Origin of the sequence: Anabaena sp. FACHB-83, assembly GCF_014697485.1 — a bacterium.
Lineage (GTDB): Bacteria > Cyanobacteriota > Cyanobacteriia > Cyanobacteriales > Nostocaceae > Nostoc_B.
This window is the reverse complement of sequence record NZ_JACJRY010000009.1, coordinates 75676-93821: the sequence shown is the minus strand read 5'-3', so window position 1 is coordinate 93821 and position 18146 is coordinate 75676. Positions and strand designations below refer to the sequence as shown.

Sequence of the window (18146 nt, the reverse complement as noted above, 5' to 3'; positions counted from 1 at the left end):
CTTACACCCTCATACCCCTACACCCTGTTCTAAAACCTTATTTTTTCGTTTTTTTGCGTAAGTCCTAATTAATATGGAAACACGGAATTATTGAAATTTTTATGATTAAAATCCTCCATCTTTCAGATATCCACATGGGAAGCGGTTTTTCCCACGGTCGAATTAACCCGGCGACTGGGTTAAACACGCGGTTAGAGGATTTTGTGCAGACTTTATCCCTGTGCATCGATCGCGCATTGACAGATGCTGTAGATTTGGTAATCTTTGGTGGTGATGCCTTTCCTGATGCGACACCGCCGCCATATATCCAAGAAGCTTTTGCAAGTCAATTTCGTCGGCTGGTTGATGCGAATATCCCGACAGTATTGTTGGTGGGAAATCATGACCAACATTCCCAAGGCTTAGGAGGCGCAAGCTTAAATATTTATCGAACTTTGGGTGTACCGGGGTTTGTGGTGGGTGACACATTAACAACTCATCACATCCAAACTCGTAACGGTAAAGTGCAAATCATTACTCTTCCTTGGTTGACTCGTTCAACATTAATGACGCGCCAAGAAACTGAAGGTTTATCGTTATCAGAAGTCAACGAGTTATTAACCCAAAGGTTACAAGTTGTCATCGAAGGGGAAATTCGTCGCCTTGACCCAGACGCGCCGACTGTATTATTAGCGCACTTGATGGCGGATAATGCAACTTTAGGCGCAGAACGTTTGTTAGCGGTGGGTAAAGGTTTTACTTTACCGTTGTCGTTGTTGACGCGACCTTGTTTTGATTATGTAGCTTTGGGACATGTCCACAAACACCAAAATTTAAATAAACAGAACAACCCGCCAGTTATTTATCCGGGGAGTATTGAACGAGTAGATTTTAGCGAAGAAAAAGAAGACAAAGGTTATGTGATGATTGAATTGGAACGGGGAAATACGACTTGGGAATTTTGTCCCTTACTCGTTCGCAGTTTCCGCACTATTGAAGTGGATATTTCCAAAGCCGAAGATCCCCAGGGGGCAATTTTAAAAGCGATCGCCAAATATGATATTCAAGATGCAGTAGTGCGATTAATTTACAAACTCCGTTCTGAACAGTTAGATGTGATCGAAAATGCTGCCTTACACACAGCCTTACAATCAGCCCACACCTACACCATTCAACCAGAATTACTCAGTCAATTAGCTCGTCCCCGCGTTCCCGAATTGAGTGCGAGTAACAGCATCGACCCAATGGAAGCTTTGAAAACTTACTTAAATAATCGTGAAGACCTCAAGGAAATCGCTGCAACTATGCTAGAAGCAGCAGAAAAATTACTATCTGATGATGTACAGTGAAAAATTAAATGGCGTTAAGACAAATTAGTGTCATTAAGTTAAGCCTTACTCACTTTAGGCTTGCAACTATTACTATTGATATAGCTTGTATTTTTCCCTGCTACTTTTAAGCTAACGGTCTTTGAGTACAAGCTTTACAGGCTCAATGACAGTAATTTGGCATCACGACAAATAAAAAGTCACTGTACAATTGCACTGGTTGATAGAATCAACGCAAAGTTTATTAGGACATAGACAAGAACACTGTTACCGCAGATGTGAGTGCGCCTTTTGAGAGGGCGAGACGGCACAGGATCGGTGATGTCTGCTGGGGTTGTTTATACGGTAGATGGGGAGGCTGTTGAGTTAGCGGAGATGATGCGGCGGTTTCCTGACCCAGAATGACACTTAAATCTGTTGCAGTTACTTACGCCTGGAGTGCTGTTGCGTTCTTCGGACAGTGAATGAAGGAGGAAGAAGAGATCGCGCCTTAACATCGGTTGCTGACTAAGAATTACCTTCACTTGACTATCTCCGAAAAACTGGCTTGCAAAGGGGGCGACTATTGTTGCTCTGATATGACGGTGATTTGGGGTAGAGTTCAGGTCTGTAACCTGAATTTTCCTGAGTTTGCTGTGATTTGAGCCTTTACCAACTCCTGAATTTAACTCAACTTTGAATTTTAAAAACACAGTACAAGTATTAAGTGCCGTGAATCTTAAGGAGACTTATTTGCCTGAATTGGGCAGTAAACTAGCCTAATTCAACACCTAAAATAGCATAGTTGCTTCAACTGTTTTTCTATTTAGAGCGCAAAATTAGGCAAGAAATCATAAGAATTTGCTTAATTGAGCAAAAAGTAGTTGACACGCATCTATCTAAAGGTATATGGTTCTTGTAACCTATAAAGCTTGATAGTTAACACTTTATAACAGCGTAACAACCACGCTCCAAATGACCGCTATCTTTGCAAATTTATAGGGTTACGTTTTTCCACTAAAAAGCATCAGACCAAATCCATAAATATCTGTCCGTTTGTTTGGATAGGATTAACTTAGCTACTCTGGCTCTACTAAAGATATATCTTGGGCTGCTATCGTTGCAACACGATGGTTTTATTAGCCAAAAAATCTGCATCTGTAACGCTTTGAATCAGACTTATCAACAAAGACAAGTTTATTAAATACTGCGAAGTATTTGAGAAAATTTTTCCTAATTTTGCAGTAATGCGGCAGATAGCAGTAAATCTTTTAGGTAAAGAGAAGCGTGTGAAACGGGGGAACATAGAACCGTGAACAGTGAATAAATTGGTGTGTAATTCATTGGACTGGAAAACGCTATATTTATCTTTTTCTCAAAATAACCCATATCTTTAAGCTTTGGGATTAATTCACTCACAAAATAGGAGTTATTTTCATGAACAAAATCTCAAAAATAGTGCTGTGTCTTTTCTTTTCTCTAATGTTTGTGGTGTCAGGGATACTCCCATGTCTACCTACTGGCCTTGCTTTTGCCGATACCAACAAACCTAATATCCTAGTGATCATGGGGGATGATATTGGCTGGTTTAACATCAGCGCCTACAACAGAGGCATCATGGGCTATCGTACCCCGAATATTGACAACCTTGCTAAAGAAGGAATCATGTTCACCGATTATTATGGGGAAAATAGTTGTACAGCTGGTCGTGCAGCCTTCATTACGGGTCAAGCTTCCATCCGTACTGGGATGACTAAGGTGGGGCTACCCAGTGTACCGGTGGGTTTAAAGAAAGAAGACCCCACCCTAGCAGAGTTACTCAAACCCCTTGGTTATCGTACTGGTCAATTCGGGAAAAACCATCTCGGTGATTTGGATGAATATCTACCAACCGCTCACGGATTTGACGAATTTTTTGGCAACCTCTACCACTTAAACGCTGAAGAAGAACCCGAAAACGAAGACTATTTACCCGAAGGGAAATCTCCCATATTCGATCAATTCCGACCCAGAGGCGTACTCCATAGCTTTGCGGGTAAAAATTCTTATACCTGTGACCCCACCCAAAACGAAACCCCTGCTGAGGAGGTTGGAGAGACTGGGGATCAAGTGGTCTGCAATACAGGCGCACTAACTAAAAAGCGTATGGAAACCATCGATGAAGAAGTTTTAGGTCATACTCAAGAATTCATTGCAGATGCTCAAAAAGCAGGTGAGCCATTTTTTGTTTGGTTTAATACCACTCGGATGCACGTCTTTACCCACCTCAAAGAAGAATCTCAGGGAGTCACTGGGCAAGGAATTGAAGCTGATGGCATGGTCGAACATGATCAACAAGTCGGGTCACTGATCAACTTCCTCAAAGACAAAGGTTTAGATGAAAACACCATCATTATCTACACTACAGACAACGGTGCAGAAGTGTTTAGTTGGCCAGATGGGGGGACAACGCCTTTTCATGGTGAAAAGAATACCAATTGGGAAGGAGGTTTCCGGGTTCCTGCTATTGTTCGCTGGAAAAACCATTTTCCCGAAGGTGTGGTTTCTAATGAAATCATGTCTCACATTGATTGGGTTCCAACCCTGATGGCTGCTGCGGGTGTGGATAATATCCAGAGACAACTTTTAGCAGATGGCGATGACCTGAAACTAAAGGCACAATATCCCGAATATGAGCAATATGCTGTTCATTTAGACGGTTATAATTTCTTGCCCTACTTATATACTGCTGACAGGTTAACAAATCACCCAGAATTCAAGAAAAATTGTCCTATTAACTCGGAGCGATCAACTCCTTCCTATTGTTCCCCCCGTAACGGGTATATCTATTTCACCGATGACGGTTATCCATCAGCAGTTCGCTATAACGACTGGAAATTAATCTTTAAGGAACAACGGGCGGAAGGCTTTGATGTTTGGGCAGAACCATTTGTTGACTTGAGAGTACCCATCATAATTAACTTACGGCGTGATCCCTTTGAAAAAGCTCCCCACGAGTCAGAGTATTATGCTGACTGGAAGTTCCGCCGAATTTTCTTAGCCGGCCCCATAACGTCCTATGTTGCAGGGCTTCTCCAAACCTTTGTTGATTATCCCCCTCGCCAAAAACCTGCTTCTTTTACTATCGATCAGATAGTAGATGGGGTAGTAAAAAAGGTTAAAATCGACAGATTAAAAGAGAAAATTCCCGTTATTACACCGTTAAGAGAACTCCTTGAAAAGCTTGTTGATGGAGTTGAAAACTAAAGCTATCTTAACTCCCTGATTACACTACAGTATACTACACAGAAGAATTAGGAGAATCTTTCAAATACTATTTATTGTTAAAGATCGATCCTCCTTTTTCTCTGAACAACCCTGCAAACTCTTTTGAATATATTTAAATTTGTCATGAATTTTCCCAATATTAACCGAAAGACTATCTCGTTTTTTCTCGCAGTTTTCTTATCAATCTTTTGCTTGGGAGGAGCTTTTAGCTGTCTGCCGGCTTATGCAGCCTTAGAGTCTTGGTCTGACACTTCTACTAATAAACAAGCAATTGTTGATTTTGTTAACAAAGTGATTGCGGATGGTATTTCAGAAAAAGATCGTATTGCTGTCTTTGATAATGATGGAACTTTATGGGCTGAAAGACCTCATTATTTTCAAAAAGATTTTATTAAAGACAGATTGAAGAAATCATCAAACGTCAGAGTCAGTAACTTAGTGAAAATGACGCAAAAAGAAATCGAGAAAACTATAGGAGAGCCTATTTCAGCCGAGGGTAAAATCATTCTCAGCGAAATCCCCAGTACAATTGGAATAACCAACGGTCAATATAAGACTCAAGCTCACGATTTTCTGGTTAATACCAATCATAATAAATTGGCTTCTAGTGATGATAAAGGTTTTATAAGGTTCGATACGCCCTACATCAACCTAACTTATCAACCCGTTATTGAGTTAGTTAATTACCTCAAAGAGAATGGGTTCAAAGTCTATATTTGTTCTGGCGGTGGCATTTATTTTGTCCGTTCCTTTTCTGATGAAGCTTATGGCATTCCCTCTGAAGAAGTGATCGGTTCTGCCATTAAGACAACCTATGATGAGTCGAATAAAATTGATGGACAGGGGGGAAGTTTGGTGCGTAAATTATCGTTAGCTCACTATGGCGATCAACAGGGTAAACCCGTAGGTATTGAACTCTTTATTGGGAAAAGACCTTTGATTGCTGTGGGTAACTCTAGTGGTGATTTTGAGATGTTTAAATACACAGATTCTGGGTTTGATAAATCCTTAATTGTGTTAATTAACCATGATGATTGTGAGCGAGAATATAAATACAATGATGTGCCTGGAAGCACTCATTTGAAAGATGGTGTGGAAGTACCTGATAATGAATCTCTCGACTATGCCCAAAATCATGATAATTGGATTGTAGTTAGTATGAAGAATGATTTTAAGTCCATTTTTAAGTCAAACCCATCAAGAACACATCCTGTTTGTTCTAACTAAATTTTAATCCGTAGGGTGGGCTATTCTACCCTACCGCCCGTTAAATTAAGACTTTATATTGTTAAAATTTGCCCACTTACTTTGATGAAGAATTTTGTCCTAAAGTCACTCATTCTCTGTTTACTAACTCTCTCTTTAATTTTCAGTTCTTCCATTCCAGTAAAAGCATCTCCCATAAACAATAAATGTCCAGAGAGCATGGTATTGATTCCTAGCGGAACCTTTAATATCGGTTCAGATACTCACTATGAATCAGAACGTTCTGCTAAAGATATTACTGTTGATAGTTTCTGCATTGATCGCCACGAAGTCACTAACGCAGAGTTTCGCCAGTTTGTGGAAGCTACAAGCTATCAAACCATTGCAGAACGACCTCTACCTAAAGAACAATTTCCGGATTTAACCAATGAACAACGTCAACCCGGTTCTCTTGTCTTTCAACCTCCTTCCGGCGGCATTCAAAAGATAGCTTATTTAAGCTGGTGGCATTGGGTTGTCGGTGCTAACTGGCAACATCCTTACGGACCTGATAGCAACATCGAAGGGAAAGATAACCATCCTGTTGTTCATATCGCTTATGATGATGCTCTTGCTTATGCCAATTGGATCGGGAAATCTCTCCCGACTGAGGCACAATGGGAATATGCCGGGCGAGGGGGACTTAAAGATCAAGATTTTACTTGGGGCAATCAATATTCTGCCAAAAAGGCCAATACTTGGCAGGGGATTTTTCCCTTCTTCAACAAGGAAGAAGATGGAAATATAGGAACCGCCCCCGTAGAATCTTATCCGCCTAATGGCTATGGGTTGTATGATATGACAGGCAATGTCTGGGAATTAACCTCTGATTGGTATCGTGTGGGACACTCAGGAAAGGATCATAGTCTTAATCCAGTCGGTCCGAATAAGGAGGCCAGTTTTGACCCCAAAAAACCTGATGAGGGTGCATTGCACGTTATTAAAGGAGGTTCTTACCTGTGCGCTAAAAATTATTGTAGTCGTTATCGGCCAGGCGCCAGGGAATCTCAAGCACCTGATACCGGAACGACTCATATCGGGTTTCGTTTAGTCAAGAACTTATAGCGATCGCATAACCTCAACTTTCGTGAAAAAATTATCAATGGCTGCGGCTGGTGTACAGTGAAAAGTTATATCATGTCCGGTTGCTTGAGATCATCTACTAGGTGCTGTTTCCCTTGATTTGAGCATCTGCGTAGGCGAAGCCCGCCGAAGGCATCGCCTAATCCTCCCTCTCCTAATTCGTTGTATCTTTTCACCAGGGCGTATATCCATGTTCTGCTGTAACCTGTGGCGTAAGTCCTATTAGTGTCATTAAGTTAAGCCTTACTCACTTTAAGCTTGCAACTATTACTATTGATATAGCTTGTATTTTTCCCTGCTACTTTTAAGCTAACGGTCTTTGAGTACAAGCTTTACAGGCTCAATGACAGTAATTTGGCATCACAACAAATAAAAAGTCACTGTACAACAATTGGGCGTGGCATTTACCGAGTGTGAAAGTTCTTCCTTCCTCTTTTTCTCACTCAGCACTCAGTACGGTAAAGCGATCGCAAAACAACTACCAATGCCTAGCTCACTAGTTAAGGTAACATCTCCCCCATGTAATTCAACGATGCGTTTGACAATAGCTAGTCCTAACCCTGTACCTTGATACTTGCGGCTGAGGCTACTATCAACTTGAATGAAAGGTTCAAAAACTCTGTGGAGATTTTCTGAGGCGATACCAATACCTGTATCTGTGATGGCAATTTGCAGATAATTTTGCTGATCAATTACTTTGGGAAAAATAATTTCTATAGTAATTGAACCACCATCTGGGGTGAATTTTACCGCATTATTGAGCAGATTAATTAATACTTGGCGAATGCGTCGTTCATCTATATATAAATTAGGTACATCAGCAGGTAATTTATTTTCTATTTGAATTGATTTTTTGGCGGCTTGGGGTTTGATTAATTCGAGACTTTGTTCGCACAAGGGAATAACTGCGGTTTTGGTATATTGGAGTTCAATCTGGCCAGAGGAGATTTTGGAGATATCCAGAATATCGTTAATCAATTCCAGTAAATGAAACCCACTCCGCTCGATGGTTTTGAGGGTTTTGAGTTGTTTTTCGGTCACTGGCCCAAAGATTTCTGCTTGCAATCCCTCCGTCATACCTAAAATTACGTTCAGGGGGGTACGCAATTCGTGACTCATGGTAGCCAGAAACTCGTCTTTGAGTTGAGTTGCACGCATCAGTTCTGCATTGGCTTGTTTGAGTTGTTGTTCTTGTTGTTGGCGATCGCTAATATCTCGTGCGATGGTAGAAAAATACTCCACTTCACCATTGCTAGATTTGTGGGCAATCACTAGTTGCGAAACTGGAACTTCTCTTCCTTTGTGATCTAGCAGCGCCGTTTCTCCCACCCACATTCTTGAAATTCTCGCTGTCGGCAATGCTTGGTTGATAATTATCTCTAACGCCCAAGCTGGATGCTGTTCGGTAATATTCACTCGGTTGGCTGGTTCGGCTCCATCTAAATCCAATAAATTGCGCCAAGCTTGGTTGAGGTAGAGGATTTTACCTTGGGGATCGGCTGTACCAACAAAATCTGAGGTACTTTCGAGAATTGCCAGCTGTCGCTTTTGTTCTGCTTCAATTCGCTTAGAGTTGTTGATATCTCGAATTATGCCTTGGTGTCGAATTACCTTACCGCCAGTATCCCGAATGGGTGTAACATTGACTGTCACCCACAAGTAACTCCCATCTTGGCAAAGATGGCGAAACTCTTGCTGGAGAATTGTTTCACCTTGCTCAATCAAACATCTAACCGGTTTTTGAATCTGTTCTTGATCATCGGGATGGATAAAAATTGAGAAGGATTTACCAATAAAATCATCTGGGTTAAATCCAAAGATTGTTTGAAACTGGGGAGAGAGATAAGTCAGTGTACCATCTATTTCTGCTGACCAAATCACATCGCTGACTCCTTCCACCAAACCTCTAAATTTGGCTTCACTTTCTGCTAGAGCGGCTTCGGCTTGTTGGCGTTCTTGAAGCGATCGCTCTAATTGTTGGGCATAAGATTGGGATTGCTCATATAATCTGGCATTTACCAGGGAAATTGCCGCTTGAGAACATAGTAATTTCAGCAATTCCACTCGCTCATCGGTAAAAGCTCCAAAGGTGACGGCATTTTCTAAGTACAAAACAGCTACTAATTGCCCTTGATTGAGAATTGGCGTACATAAAATACTTTTGGGTTGATACTGGAGACAATAAGGATCATTAATAGTGCTGATATGGGTTTTATAGTCGGTAATCACTGTTTCCCAAGTCCGCTCGACATAATGAATCAATGGGCGGAGGATGTGTTGGCATTTCTCGATAGGTTTGCGTTCTAGAGATTGAACAGTATCGTTAAAATACTTAATTCCCAGTTCCAAAGCACCGTCATAATTCCAAAAAAGTGCGGCTTTGTCTGCACCAGCATTGGTAATCACCAGTTGAATCAAGTTCTGTAGTAGTCGATCAGTGTGAATTTCGCGGGAGAGGGTTTGATTGGCTTTGATAACTGTGTTTAAATCCAGGGTGGCGGAAAATTCTGGAGTCAGTTTTGATTTAGTCCCTGGTGTGGGGTTGGTGATGGATGTGAGTAGGTGGGGATAGGTTTGTACTAAATCCTGAGTTTTGGCTTTAGCTCCCCAAAGTTCATAACAGCGATAAGCTTCCTGCATATAAATAGCGGCAAATTTCTCTTTACCCCAAGCTAGATAAAATTTGGCGGCGAGTTCGTTGGCGAGGGCTACATCTTGAATAAATCCGTTGGTTTTAGCATTGGCGATCGCGCGATCGTAATATTCCATTGCTGCAATTTGATTACCCACAACCCGATTTTTTTCGGCTGTGACTAATTCCCAACGGTGTTGATGATTGCTGGGCGCAAAAGTTGCCCAATGATGTAGCTTATCTTGTTGCTGTTGGACTTGCTGTAAAATTGTTTGACGCGCTTGTGGTGTCGCACTCGCATAAAGATTCAGTTGAATTAAGGCATCAAACCAGGTATGGATGACAATTGTCAATGTTGCAGTTCCGCTACTAAGATACTCCACTGTTTGCGCCGACAGCCGAGCCGCCGCTTCATACTGGTGAAATAGGTAATACAACACTGTTTGATTGATATACCATTGCAACAAACCAGAAAGATATTTATCCTCTCGTAGTTGGGGTAAGGCTGCGTCTGCATCAAAAATCTCACCAGTCAAGTGTTCAGGATGTGGGTTAGTACTTAGTAAGTTAATTACTGCTTGATGACAAACTGCTTGCAAAACTAAACAATGAGTATGCTGATGCTTAATGATCACATGCCGATAAAAATCCATCTTGAGGACTAATTCTGGTAAAGCCTGACCTTGATAATAAGCATAGGTGCAATAAGCGCCAGCATTGAGATTAGCTGATTCTAAATCTCCAGTGGCGATGCCGCTTTGATAAGCTTGTTCTAGGGGATGTAAAAGCTTAGATAAGTTATCTTTCCAATGTTTAATAAAGTAGTAATTTACAAACCCATTGCGGCTTTTAAATGCCTCAATTTGCAGGCGATCGCGCAATTTTATGGACAATTCTCCAAATTCGTAGCCGTTTTCAATATCATTAATCACACCGCAGAGAACTACACCATAGTCACCGTAAGCAAACACCGAAGTAGGCGAATTGCCAAATTGAATGGAGATTTCCACTTGTTTGAAAATCAGCAATGGCATTAAATCAGGTGCGATAATATAAGCTGCTGAGGACAAGACGGTTAAAACTTCCATCTGGGCTAACAGATGAGGATCTTTGAGGGGGGGCAAATCTAACAAACTCTCGATAGATTTATCTACCCATAGCGATCGCGTTCTGGCAAATGCTTGTTGAATATCTGCTTGAGTCGGCTGTGCGGGAAATTCTACTCCCAAGGAGCTTAAAAAATCTAATCCAATTTGCAGGGAATCGGCAATTTTGCCTTGGACGTTAGCTGCAATAATACAGTTTTGCCGAACTTTGATGGTGTCTAGTAAATTCTGGGCATTTTGACAGACAATCTCAGCCCATTTTGTCACCCCGGCAAAATCGGAATTGAGATAGCAAACTTCTGTGATTTCTTGGTGTAAGGCTAGAGTCAGAGGGTAGAGTCTTGTCCAAGCATCTGGCGGCAAAAGTTGGATACCTTGTTCAAAATAAGCGATCGCTGTTTTGTAGGTATGAGTTAATTTGGCTTTTCTCCCCGCCGCTAAATTTAATTGAGCTAAATTTTCTCGTTCTGAAGATTGGGTAAGTAAAGTGATGCCGTCATTCCAATGATTGACAATTACAAACAAGCGTTCTTCCTGTGCTTCTGGAGTCAAATTCTCTAATAAAAGTTGACCAATTTTGAGATGAATCACTGGTTTTTGATATTCAGGAATGAGAATATATGCTGCTTGTTGGACGCGATCGTGTAAAAATATGTAGGCAACATTTTGTGTTTTATGTAATTTATTGAGCAGATTTTCTGTGCCAAGATAAAATTTATAAACTCCATTAATTGGTAATACTAAGCCTTCCTGTAAAGCTTTCCATAAATTAGCAGCCGCTTCTATTGGAGATTGTTGGGAAACAATTGCTAGAGTATCTAAATCAAAAGAATTACCAATACAAGCTGCTAACTGCAATAACTTTTGAGTGGCTGGTGGTAATCTTTGCAGTTGCCAACTCATAAAGGTCACAACATCTTCTGTGAGTGATTGAGTCGTGATTTGGGTAATTTCACATTGCCAACAACCCAATTCCACATCAAATGTAATTAACCCATTTTGGTGCAGTGCTTTGAGAAATTGGTTGATGAAAAATGGATTGCCTTGCGTTTTTTGAAATACCAAGCCCGAAAGCGGTAATGCCAAACTTGCTTGACATTTGAGTGTATCAGCAACTAATTGATTGATATGTAATTGATGGAGTGGTGCTAAACTAATTTTATTAATAGTGACTTGATTTTTTTGTAGTTCACTCAAAGTCAACATCAATGGATGTCCTGCTTGGACTTCGTTATTGCGGTACGCCCCAATTAATAAAAGGTAATTTGCCTCAGTGATTAATAGCTGAATTAATTTTAAGGATGCCCCATCAACCCACTGTAAATCATCTAAAAATATGACTAGGGGATGGTCTGCACTGGTAAAAACTTGGGTAAATTTTTGGAATAATAAATTAAACCGATTTTCGGCGGCTGTTCCTGATAATTCTGCGGCTGGTGGTTGTTTGCCAATAATTTTTTCTAATTGGGGAATAACTTCAATAATTACCTGTGCATTTTTGCCCAGAGCTTGTAATATTTTTTGCCGCCATGCTTGAATTTGTGAATGATTTTCTGTTAATAACTGCCCAATTAAATCACGGAAAGCCTGCACAAACGCACTCAAGGGAATATTCCGGTTAAATTGGTCAAATTTGCCTTTAATAAAATAACCACGTCGGCGCAAAATTGGTTTATGTATTTCATTCACAACCGCAGTTTTACCAATACCAGAAAACCCAGCCACCAGCATAATTTCCGTTGCGCCTAAACTGACGCGCTCAAAAACTGCCAGGAGCGTTTTAATTTCATTTTCTCTGCCATATAATTTATCAGGAATAATGAAGTGATCGCCAAAATCTCTTTGTGCAATTGGAAAGTCAGGAATTTGGCCAGTTGCTTGGAGTTGTCGGTAGCATTTTTCTAAATCAGATTTCAGTCCCAAAGCATTTTGATATCTGTCTTCAGCATTTTTAGCCATCATTTTCATGACGATATCAGCAATGACTTGGGGTATTCTTGGGTTAATATCGGGCAATTTTGGCGGAATTTCAGCAATATGAGCATGAAGCAACTCCATTGGATCATTTGCTGAAAAAGGTAACTTTCCTGTAAGTAATTGATAAAATGTTATTCCCAAAGAATAAAAGTCTGTACGATAATCTATACCGCGATTCATTCTCCCTGTGTTTTCTGGCGATATGTAAGCGAGAGTTCCTTCTAAGACGTTAGGGTTAACAATGGTTTGGGTTTCGCGCGGCAGTAAAGATGCAATACTAAAATCAATTAATTTAACTTGTTTAGTTGCAGGATTAATTAATATATTCCTGGGTTGAATATCTTTATGGATGATGCGTTCGTGATACAGTACATTTAAGGCATCGCAGAGTGCGATCGCTACTTCTAAAAATTCTTGTATTGATTTTAAGTTTTTCCCCACCCCCCACTCCTGGAGAGAAATTCCGCCAAAGTCTTCCATTACCAGCGCATAACCATTTTGGTAAGGTTCCAGGCTATAGGTTTGAATAATAAAAGGGGAGTTGAGATTTTTGGTGATTGTATAATGGTTCCGCAATGATAAAATTTCACTGAAATTAGGATGAGGATTCTTGAGCAGCTTAATGACTACAGGCAATGAGTCAACTTCTCGATATCCTCGATACACTAGAGTTCTAGCGCCATTGTAGATTTCTGCAATCAAACGATATCCAGTCACACTCAGCATATTGCCAACTCTTAAATACCAAATATAAGTATTCCCATACGCAGTGTCTGTTTCTCCAGCTAGACGTATGAGTTTTAGTGTTAGCGGAATTAAGTTAACTGACAGATAAGAATTTAAGAATCAGAAGTCAGAATCCAGAATCATTAACAAATCAAGGTTTTTTGTCAGATATTCTGATTATTTAGAATTTTGATACTTAGTATTTCATATTTCAGCCGCGATCGCAACTAAGTATTAATTCATGCTCAGGATGCAGCATGATTAATCAAATTTTCCCTAAACAGAGAATTGAATAGTCTAGAAATACTAGTACAGGTTGGCAGAAATCAAGCACCCATTATAAATTGCTGAAGAGCTTACTATCAGGGTTTCTTCACTTCAGACTTCAGGATTTTTGTACTAGTGATTCTACTCTAAACCCGCAATATTTTGCAATATTTATAAAAGTATTTACCTACTAACTAAATAACATTTGTTTCCTGTAAAAATTTCAAAATTTCTGTATTAATCACTTTAGCTGAACCTGTAGAAGCATCATGATAACAATCAGTCAAGATGTGAAATTTAGAATTAGCAATACATTGATGAAGCTTTTCGCCATGACTAGCCGGAAACCAACTGTCTTTATCACCCCATAAAATTAGTGTAGGACACTCAATATGAGATAGCTTGCTTTGAATCCTTGTGAGCATATTAGGTTGATTACTTTGCAAGTTAGCAATTTCTCGCGCCGCCAGTTGCAAATCTTCAGCAACTTTTACTAAAGTTCCAGGAATTTCGATAAAAGGATAAGTAATCCAATACACATCTTCCTGTGACAAAATTGATGGGTCAAATAGCACTCTCCGGCGTTCAACTGCCATAATTTCTCTGACGAGTGGTGCAGCAAAATAAGCTAACCGCAAAGAGTCTATTGCTTGCAACACTTCGATGGGTGTGTGAGCTAAAATTGACATTGCCCAATGGGGTAAGCGGTCAGCAAAAATTGGCACATTAACTACTATTAACTGTGAAATTAATTCTGGTTTTTCTTGTGCTAATGCTAAAGCAACTAAACCACCCAAAGACTCGGCAACTACAACCGCAGGTTCATCACATAATTCTTGAATAATCCGCTCTAATTCAATTACTTGATGACCGTCATGTTCTCGACGCAGAAAAGGTTTTTCAGAAAATCCAAAGCCTTTGGCATCAAAACAAATCACCCGAAAATATTTTGATAATGGTTCCACACTATAACGCCAGTTATAGCTCCAACTGCCCATACCGTGCATTAAAATTAAGGGTTTACCTGTACCTTTTTCTCCATAGGCAATCTGCACAGGATATCCTTGAGCATCAGTAATAATGAGGTTTTGCCGACCTTGCGGAAAAGTTTCTTGCCACCAATCTTTCATGCTTTTATACTAACCACCAGTTAATACTCGCCACAAAGTGCTAATTAATAATATTGGAATTGTGATTAAAACAATACCTAGCAATAATAAACCGACTAAAACAACTAACACAAACCCAGTATCGGCCTTTTTTGTACCGCCAGGAATTTTTAAATGTTCTTCTAACAGCTTGAGATTATATTCATTCGACTTCCATGCAAAATCAAATAAGTCTCCGGCTACAGGTAAACTGCCCACCAAACTATCAATGATGATATTCAAAATCATTCTGCCTAAAGTTGCTTTAGGCGCACCTAATCTGGCAGCTTCTAAAATGATGTAGCTGGAAAATATCAATCCCACAACATCACCACCGACAGGTAACAGTCCTAATAATGGATCTAAACCGACACTCACATCTGTACCAGGAATAGTGATGGCTTTATCCATTACGCGACTCAACTGGCGCAGTCGCCTCAAGGAAGGTGCTTTAGCGTCAGGATCAATATTAGAAAACCGTGGGGAAGAATCAGGCATTCAAGCGATCGCTTCTTTGAAGTTGGAACCGTTCAATATTTTACTGCTGCTTGGTAATTTGACAAGGGTTTGTCCTAATACTTAATTTTGAGTACTGAGTTGAAAGTGCTGAGTGCTGAGTTGAGAGGTAATATATTATTTTTCTGCTCCCCTGCTCCCCTGCTCCTCTACTCCTCTGCTTTCCTGTGCCTTTGCTTCCTGACTCCCTATCTTTTGATAGCGCATATCTTCGCCGACAATTACGTTGAGTTGGTTTCCAATGAGTAAAACAGCCGCACTCATCCACAACCACAGCATTAAAACGATGACAGTCCCGACTGCGCCATAAACTTTATTGTAGTTACCAAAATTAGTGACATAAAGCCGGAATAATGATGAGAGTATTGCCCAAAAAATCGCTGCTAAACTTGCCCCTGGCATAATTGGTGTGCCAGGATTCCACACACTAGGGCCATAGCGATACACAAAACTAAAAGCCGTAGCAACAATACTTAAACTCACAGGCCAGCGTAATAACTGCCAAAGGTGCTGCAAAAATAGTAAAGAACTATGCTCATAGACGGCTATTTTTAATAATAGGTCACTAACAAAGATTAAAAACGAAGCCAACATTAACAGTACTATTGTACCAACTGTTAAGCCCAACGAAATCAGTTTAGCTTGCCAAAAAGGACGGCTTTGTTGTGGCGGAGTTTGATGGATTTGATCAAATGCTGTCATAGCTGTACTGATAGCACCAGAAGCAGTCCAAAGGGCGATCGCAAAGCTGAGAGAAAACAAACTACTATTTTTAGAGTGGGCAATTTCCCTGCTGGCAAAGTCCCGAATCAAAATCATCGCTTCTTCTGGCGCAATTTGACTCAATAAAGCCGCCATCTGTTTAAAGGTATCTTGTAATGATTCTGCCAACAAACCAATCGCTGTCAGCACAGCCAAAATAGCCGGAAACAACGATAACATAGCATTGAAGGCAATTTCAGCAGCAAGTCCTAGTAGTCGTCGTTCGATTGTCCGAGCAAAGGTTTTTTTGAGAATGCGCCAATTCAGATGGCGAAAAAAACGGACAAAACGCGGCTTTGGCATAACTAGCTATTAAGTCTTCACAAGCACAATGCCACAATAACTTATCTAGTACAACAAGGCAAAAGTAAAAAGTCAAAAGGAAAAAGAAAGAATAGTGATACCACAAGCTTTGTAGTAATTCCAAATGGTCTGTTTATTTACGCCGACCTGTACTAGTGTCATCGGTAAATCTAAATGCTTTGGCTTGCAGAAGTCAGAGGTCAGAAGTCAGGAGTCAGAAGTCAGAAGTCAGAAACAAAATTTGATGCTTGGAAACAAAACAATTTAAGTGGGGACGAACAGATGTTCGTCCCCACCTTTGGGGAATATTTGGTGATGCTGATTTTATGTCATAAGCCACTGCAAAAGTAGCATTAAATAACCGCGTACTTTTAGCACTGTTATAAGAAACAATGCCTAACAACCCAACAGCACACCGCACTAAATCATGTAAAAAATTGGTAGGAAATAAACCAAATATATAACCAAATTCCGCAGCATAAGCGTTAGGAGATTCAGCTAAAGAAATGAAAGATTCATGGGTTCCTGGTTCAAGAATAATTGAGAAATGCCATTACTCAACTTGATTGAATACTTGTGCTGCAAGTAAAGCCAATAAAGCGCCTGTACCTATTTGAAAAAGTGGTAATTTGCCCAAAGCATCAGTAATGCTGGGAATGACTAAGTTTTGATAATCGCCATCAACTCTATCATCTGGAACAGGTTGATAAAAATTGTTGGGTGCGTCTTCCGATTTTAATTCGCCACTACTAAGTTGAAGATTAAAACCTAACAGTAATAACAACGAATCTACTAATGAAGGCGATATTTTCTGAGCTAAATCGAGTAATTTAGCTATATCTCCAACTAATAAATCCCGAATTGGATGTTCTGCTGCATAAACTATGGCATCAGCTACAATTTTGGGGTCGTAGTAAGGTGGTATTCCTGATGGTTTCACGCCTAATTTAGTTAAACCATTACTCCAAAATGGAGTGTTAATGACGGCTGGCTTAATACTTGTAACATTGATAGGCCATTTGTCATGAATCAATTCAATTCGCATCGCTTCGAGAAAGCCTTCAATGCCGTGTTTAGCACAAGAGTAAGCACTTTGATAAGGAAGCGATCGCCTACCTTCCATTGATGATACATGAATTAGTGCGCCTCGTCCTTCATGCTTGAGATGGGGTAACGCCGCCATTGCACCATACACTTGACCCATCAAACTTACATCAATGACATGCTTAAACTCTTCTGGAGTGGTTTGGTCAAAAGTGGCAAACATTCCAATCGCCGCAGCATGAACCCAAGTATCAAGTCTCCCGTATAACTCGACAGTTTTATCTGCGATCGCTTTTACTTGGTCAAATTCTTGCACATCAGCAACAATATAACTTGCCTCGCCACCAAAGCCACGAATTTCTTCCACCAGCGACTTTAACTTTAATTCACCACGCGCCGAAACAACTACTTTGGCTCCACGTTGAGCAAATTCCAGGGCGGCTTTACGTCCAATACCACTGGAAGCACCAACGACTGCAACGACTTGCTGATTTATGGGCTTTAACTGCATGGATAAGTTCTACACTTCTATGAGCGCAATTGAAAGATTAATGTATCTTTCCCGATGTTAAAAAATACATCCAACCGCTAACTCTTTCGTGGGTTATATTATTTTTAATAACTAAAGGTAGTGTCCCATACACAAAAAAATATTTATCTCACCCAGATGTGCATACTTCGACCTTTCGATAGGCTCAAGGCGGCGCTGCGCTCAGTAACTGGAGGCGCGAAGAAAAACTCAATAGGCAAAATTTGAGTTTAAACTTAAAGGCACTTGAGGGAA

General features: G+C 40.3%; 12 protein-coding genes and 1 pseudogene. 7 read left to right on the top strand and 6 right to left on the bottom strand.

The window, feature by feature from the left end; translation table 11 throughout:
• The first annotated feature begins 101 nt into the window (after positions 1-101).
• The 5 genes from sbcD to H6G79_RS13455 all read left to right on the top strand — a co-directional run bounded on the left by sbcD (position 102) and on the right by H6G79_RS13455 (position 6863).
• The gene (gene sbcD, locus H6G79_RS13470; RefSeq protein WP_190589406.1) at positions 102-1328 is read left to right on the top strand and encodes an exonuclease subunit SbcD; all 1227 of its coding nucleotides are present in this window, start codon (positions 102-104) and stop codon (positions 1326-1328) included.
• Positions 1329-1589: 261 nt separating this feature from the next.
• A complete protein-coding gene (locus tag H6G79_RS37325) occupies positions 1590-1712 on the top strand; it encodes a hypothetical protein (protein ID WP_277877244.1) in 123 nt (40 codons plus the stop codon).
• A gap of 1011 nt (positions 1713-2723) precedes the next feature.
• Positions 2724-4532 carry an arylsulfatase gene (locus H6G79_RS13465; RefSeq protein WP_190589405.1) on the top strand — a complete coding sequence of 603 codons (1809 nt, stop codon included), beginning with the start codon at positions 2724-2726 and terminating at the stop codon, positions 4530-4532.
• A 144-nt stretch (positions 4533-4676) separates the two neighbouring features.
• On the top strand, positions 4677-5780 hold the full coding sequence (locus H6G79_RS13460) for an HAD family phosphatase (protein ID WP_190589404.1): 1104 nt from the start codon (positions 4677-4679) through the stop codon (positions 5778-5780).
• A gap of 84 nt (positions 5781-5864) precedes the next feature.
• Complete coding sequence (locus tag H6G79_RS13455) at positions 5865-6863, top strand: formylglycine-generating enzyme family protein (RefSeq protein WP_190589403.1); 999 nt, start codon at positions 5865-5867, stop codon at positions 6861-6863.
• A gap of 468 nt (positions 6864-7331) precedes the next feature.
• Here the strand turns inward: H6G79_RS13455 and H6G79_RS13450 are convergent, their stop codons facing one another.
• The 3 genes from H6G79_RS13450 to H6G79_RS13440 all read right to left on the bottom strand — a co-directional run bounded on the left by H6G79_RS13450 (position 7332) and on the right by H6G79_RS13440 (position 15148).
• Entirely contained in the window at positions 7332-13322 is a 5991-nt protein-coding gene (locus H6G79_RS13450) for an AAA family ATPase (RefSeq protein WP_190589402.1), read from the bottom strand.
• A gap of 461 nt (positions 13323-13783) precedes the next feature.
• Positions 13784-14719 (bottom strand): alpha/beta fold hydrolase, encoded by a 936-nt coding sequence (locus H6G79_RS13445; RefSeq protein ID WP_190589401.1) that lies wholly within the window; start codon positions 14717-14719, stop codon positions 13784-13786.
• Between the two features lie 9 nt (positions 14720-14728).
• A complete protein-coding gene (locus tag H6G79_RS13440) occupies positions 14729-15148 on the bottom strand; it encodes a DUF4112 domain-containing protein (RefSeq protein ID WP_242048336.1) in 420 nt (139 codons plus the stop codon).
• Between H6G79_RS13440 and H6G79_RS36735 the strand changes: the two genes are divergently transcribed.
• Complete coding sequence (locus H6G79_RS36735) at positions 15135-15320, top strand: hypothetical protein (RefSeq protein WP_242048335.1); 186 nt, start codon at positions 15135-15137, stop codon at positions 15318-15320. The genes H6G79_RS13440 and H6G79_RS36735 overlap by 14 nt on opposite strands.
• 50 nt (positions 15321-15370) lie before the next feature.
• On the opposite strand, the gene H6G79_RS13435 is transcribed toward H6G79_RS36735, so the two are convergent.
• Positions 15371-16318, bottom strand: a complete 948-nt coding sequence (locus H6G79_RS13435; protein WP_190589399.1) for a YihY/virulence factor BrkB family protein — start codon at positions 16316-16318, stop codon at positions 15371-15373.
• Between the two features lie 174 nt (positions 16319-16492).
• On the opposite strand from H6G79_RS13435, the gene H6G79_RS36730 reads away from it, so the two are divergent.
• Positions 16493-16669: a hypothetical protein gene (locus H6G79_RS36730; RefSeq protein WP_242048334.1), complete on the top strand. Its 177-nt coding sequence runs from the start codon at positions 16493-16495 to the stop codon at positions 16667-16669.
• Here H6G79_RS36730 and H6G79_RS36725 read toward each other — a convergent pair.
• Positions 16602-16847: pseudogene (locus H6G79_RS36725) on the bottom strand (DUF4383 domain-containing protein); the annotation flags it as partial. The gene H6G79_RS36730 and the pseudogene H6G79_RS36725 sit on opposite strands and share 68 nt — an antisense overlap.
• Positions 16848-16871: 24 nt before the next feature.
• Complete coding sequence (locus H6G79_RS13425) at positions 16872-17873, bottom strand: SDR family oxidoreductase (protein WP_190589398.1); 1002 nt, start codon at positions 17871-17873, stop codon at positions 16872-16874.
• Between the last annotated feature and the right edge of the window lie 273 nt (positions 17874-18146).

Bases quoted from the DNA above. Each gene is read 5' to 3' on its own strand.
- H6G79_RS13440 (WP_242048336.1), bottom strand. From the start codon at position 15,148: ATGGATAAAGCCATCACTATTCCTGGTACAGATGTGAGTGTCGGTTTA.
- sbcD (WP_190589406.1), top strand. From the start codon at position 102: ATGATTAAAATCCTCCATCTTTCAGATATCCACATGGGAAGCGGTTTT.
- H6G79_RS13455 (WP_190589403.1), top strand. From the start codon at position 5,865: ATGAAGAATTTTGTCCTAAAGTCACTCATTCTCTGTTTACTAACTCTC.
- H6G79_RS13435 (WP_190589399.1), bottom strand. From the start codon at position 16,318: ATGCCAAAGCCGCGTTTTGTCCGTTTTTTTCGCCATCTGAATTGGCGC.
- H6G79_RS13460 (WP_190589404.1), top strand. From the start codon at position 4,677: ATGAATTTTCCCAATATTAACCGAAAGACTATCTCGTTTTTTCTCGCA.
- H6G79_RS13445 (WP_190589401.1), bottom strand. From the start codon at position 14,719: ATGAAAGATTGGTGGCAAGAAACTTTTCCGCAAGGTCGGCAAAACCTC.
- H6G79_RS13450 (WP_190589402.1), bottom strand. From the start codon at position 13,322: ATGCTGAGTGTGACTGGATATCGTTTGATTGCAGAAATCTACAATGGC.
- H6G79_RS13425 (WP_190589398.1), bottom strand. From the start codon at position 17,873: ATGCAGTTAAAGCCCATAAATCAGCAAGTCGTTGCAGTCGTTGGTGCT.
- H6G79_RS36735 (WP_242048335.1), top strand. From the start codon at position 15,135: ATGGCTTTATCCATTACGCGACTCAACTGGCGCAGTCGCCTCAAGGAA.
- H6G79_RS36730 (WP_242048334.1), top strand. From the start codon at position 16,493: ATGCTTTGGCTTGCAGAAGTCAGAGGTCAGAAGTCAGGAGTCAGAAGT.
- H6G79_RS13465 (WP_190589405.1), top strand. From the start codon at position 2,724: ATGAACAAAATCTCAAAAATAGTGCTGTGTCTTTTCTTTTCTCTAATG.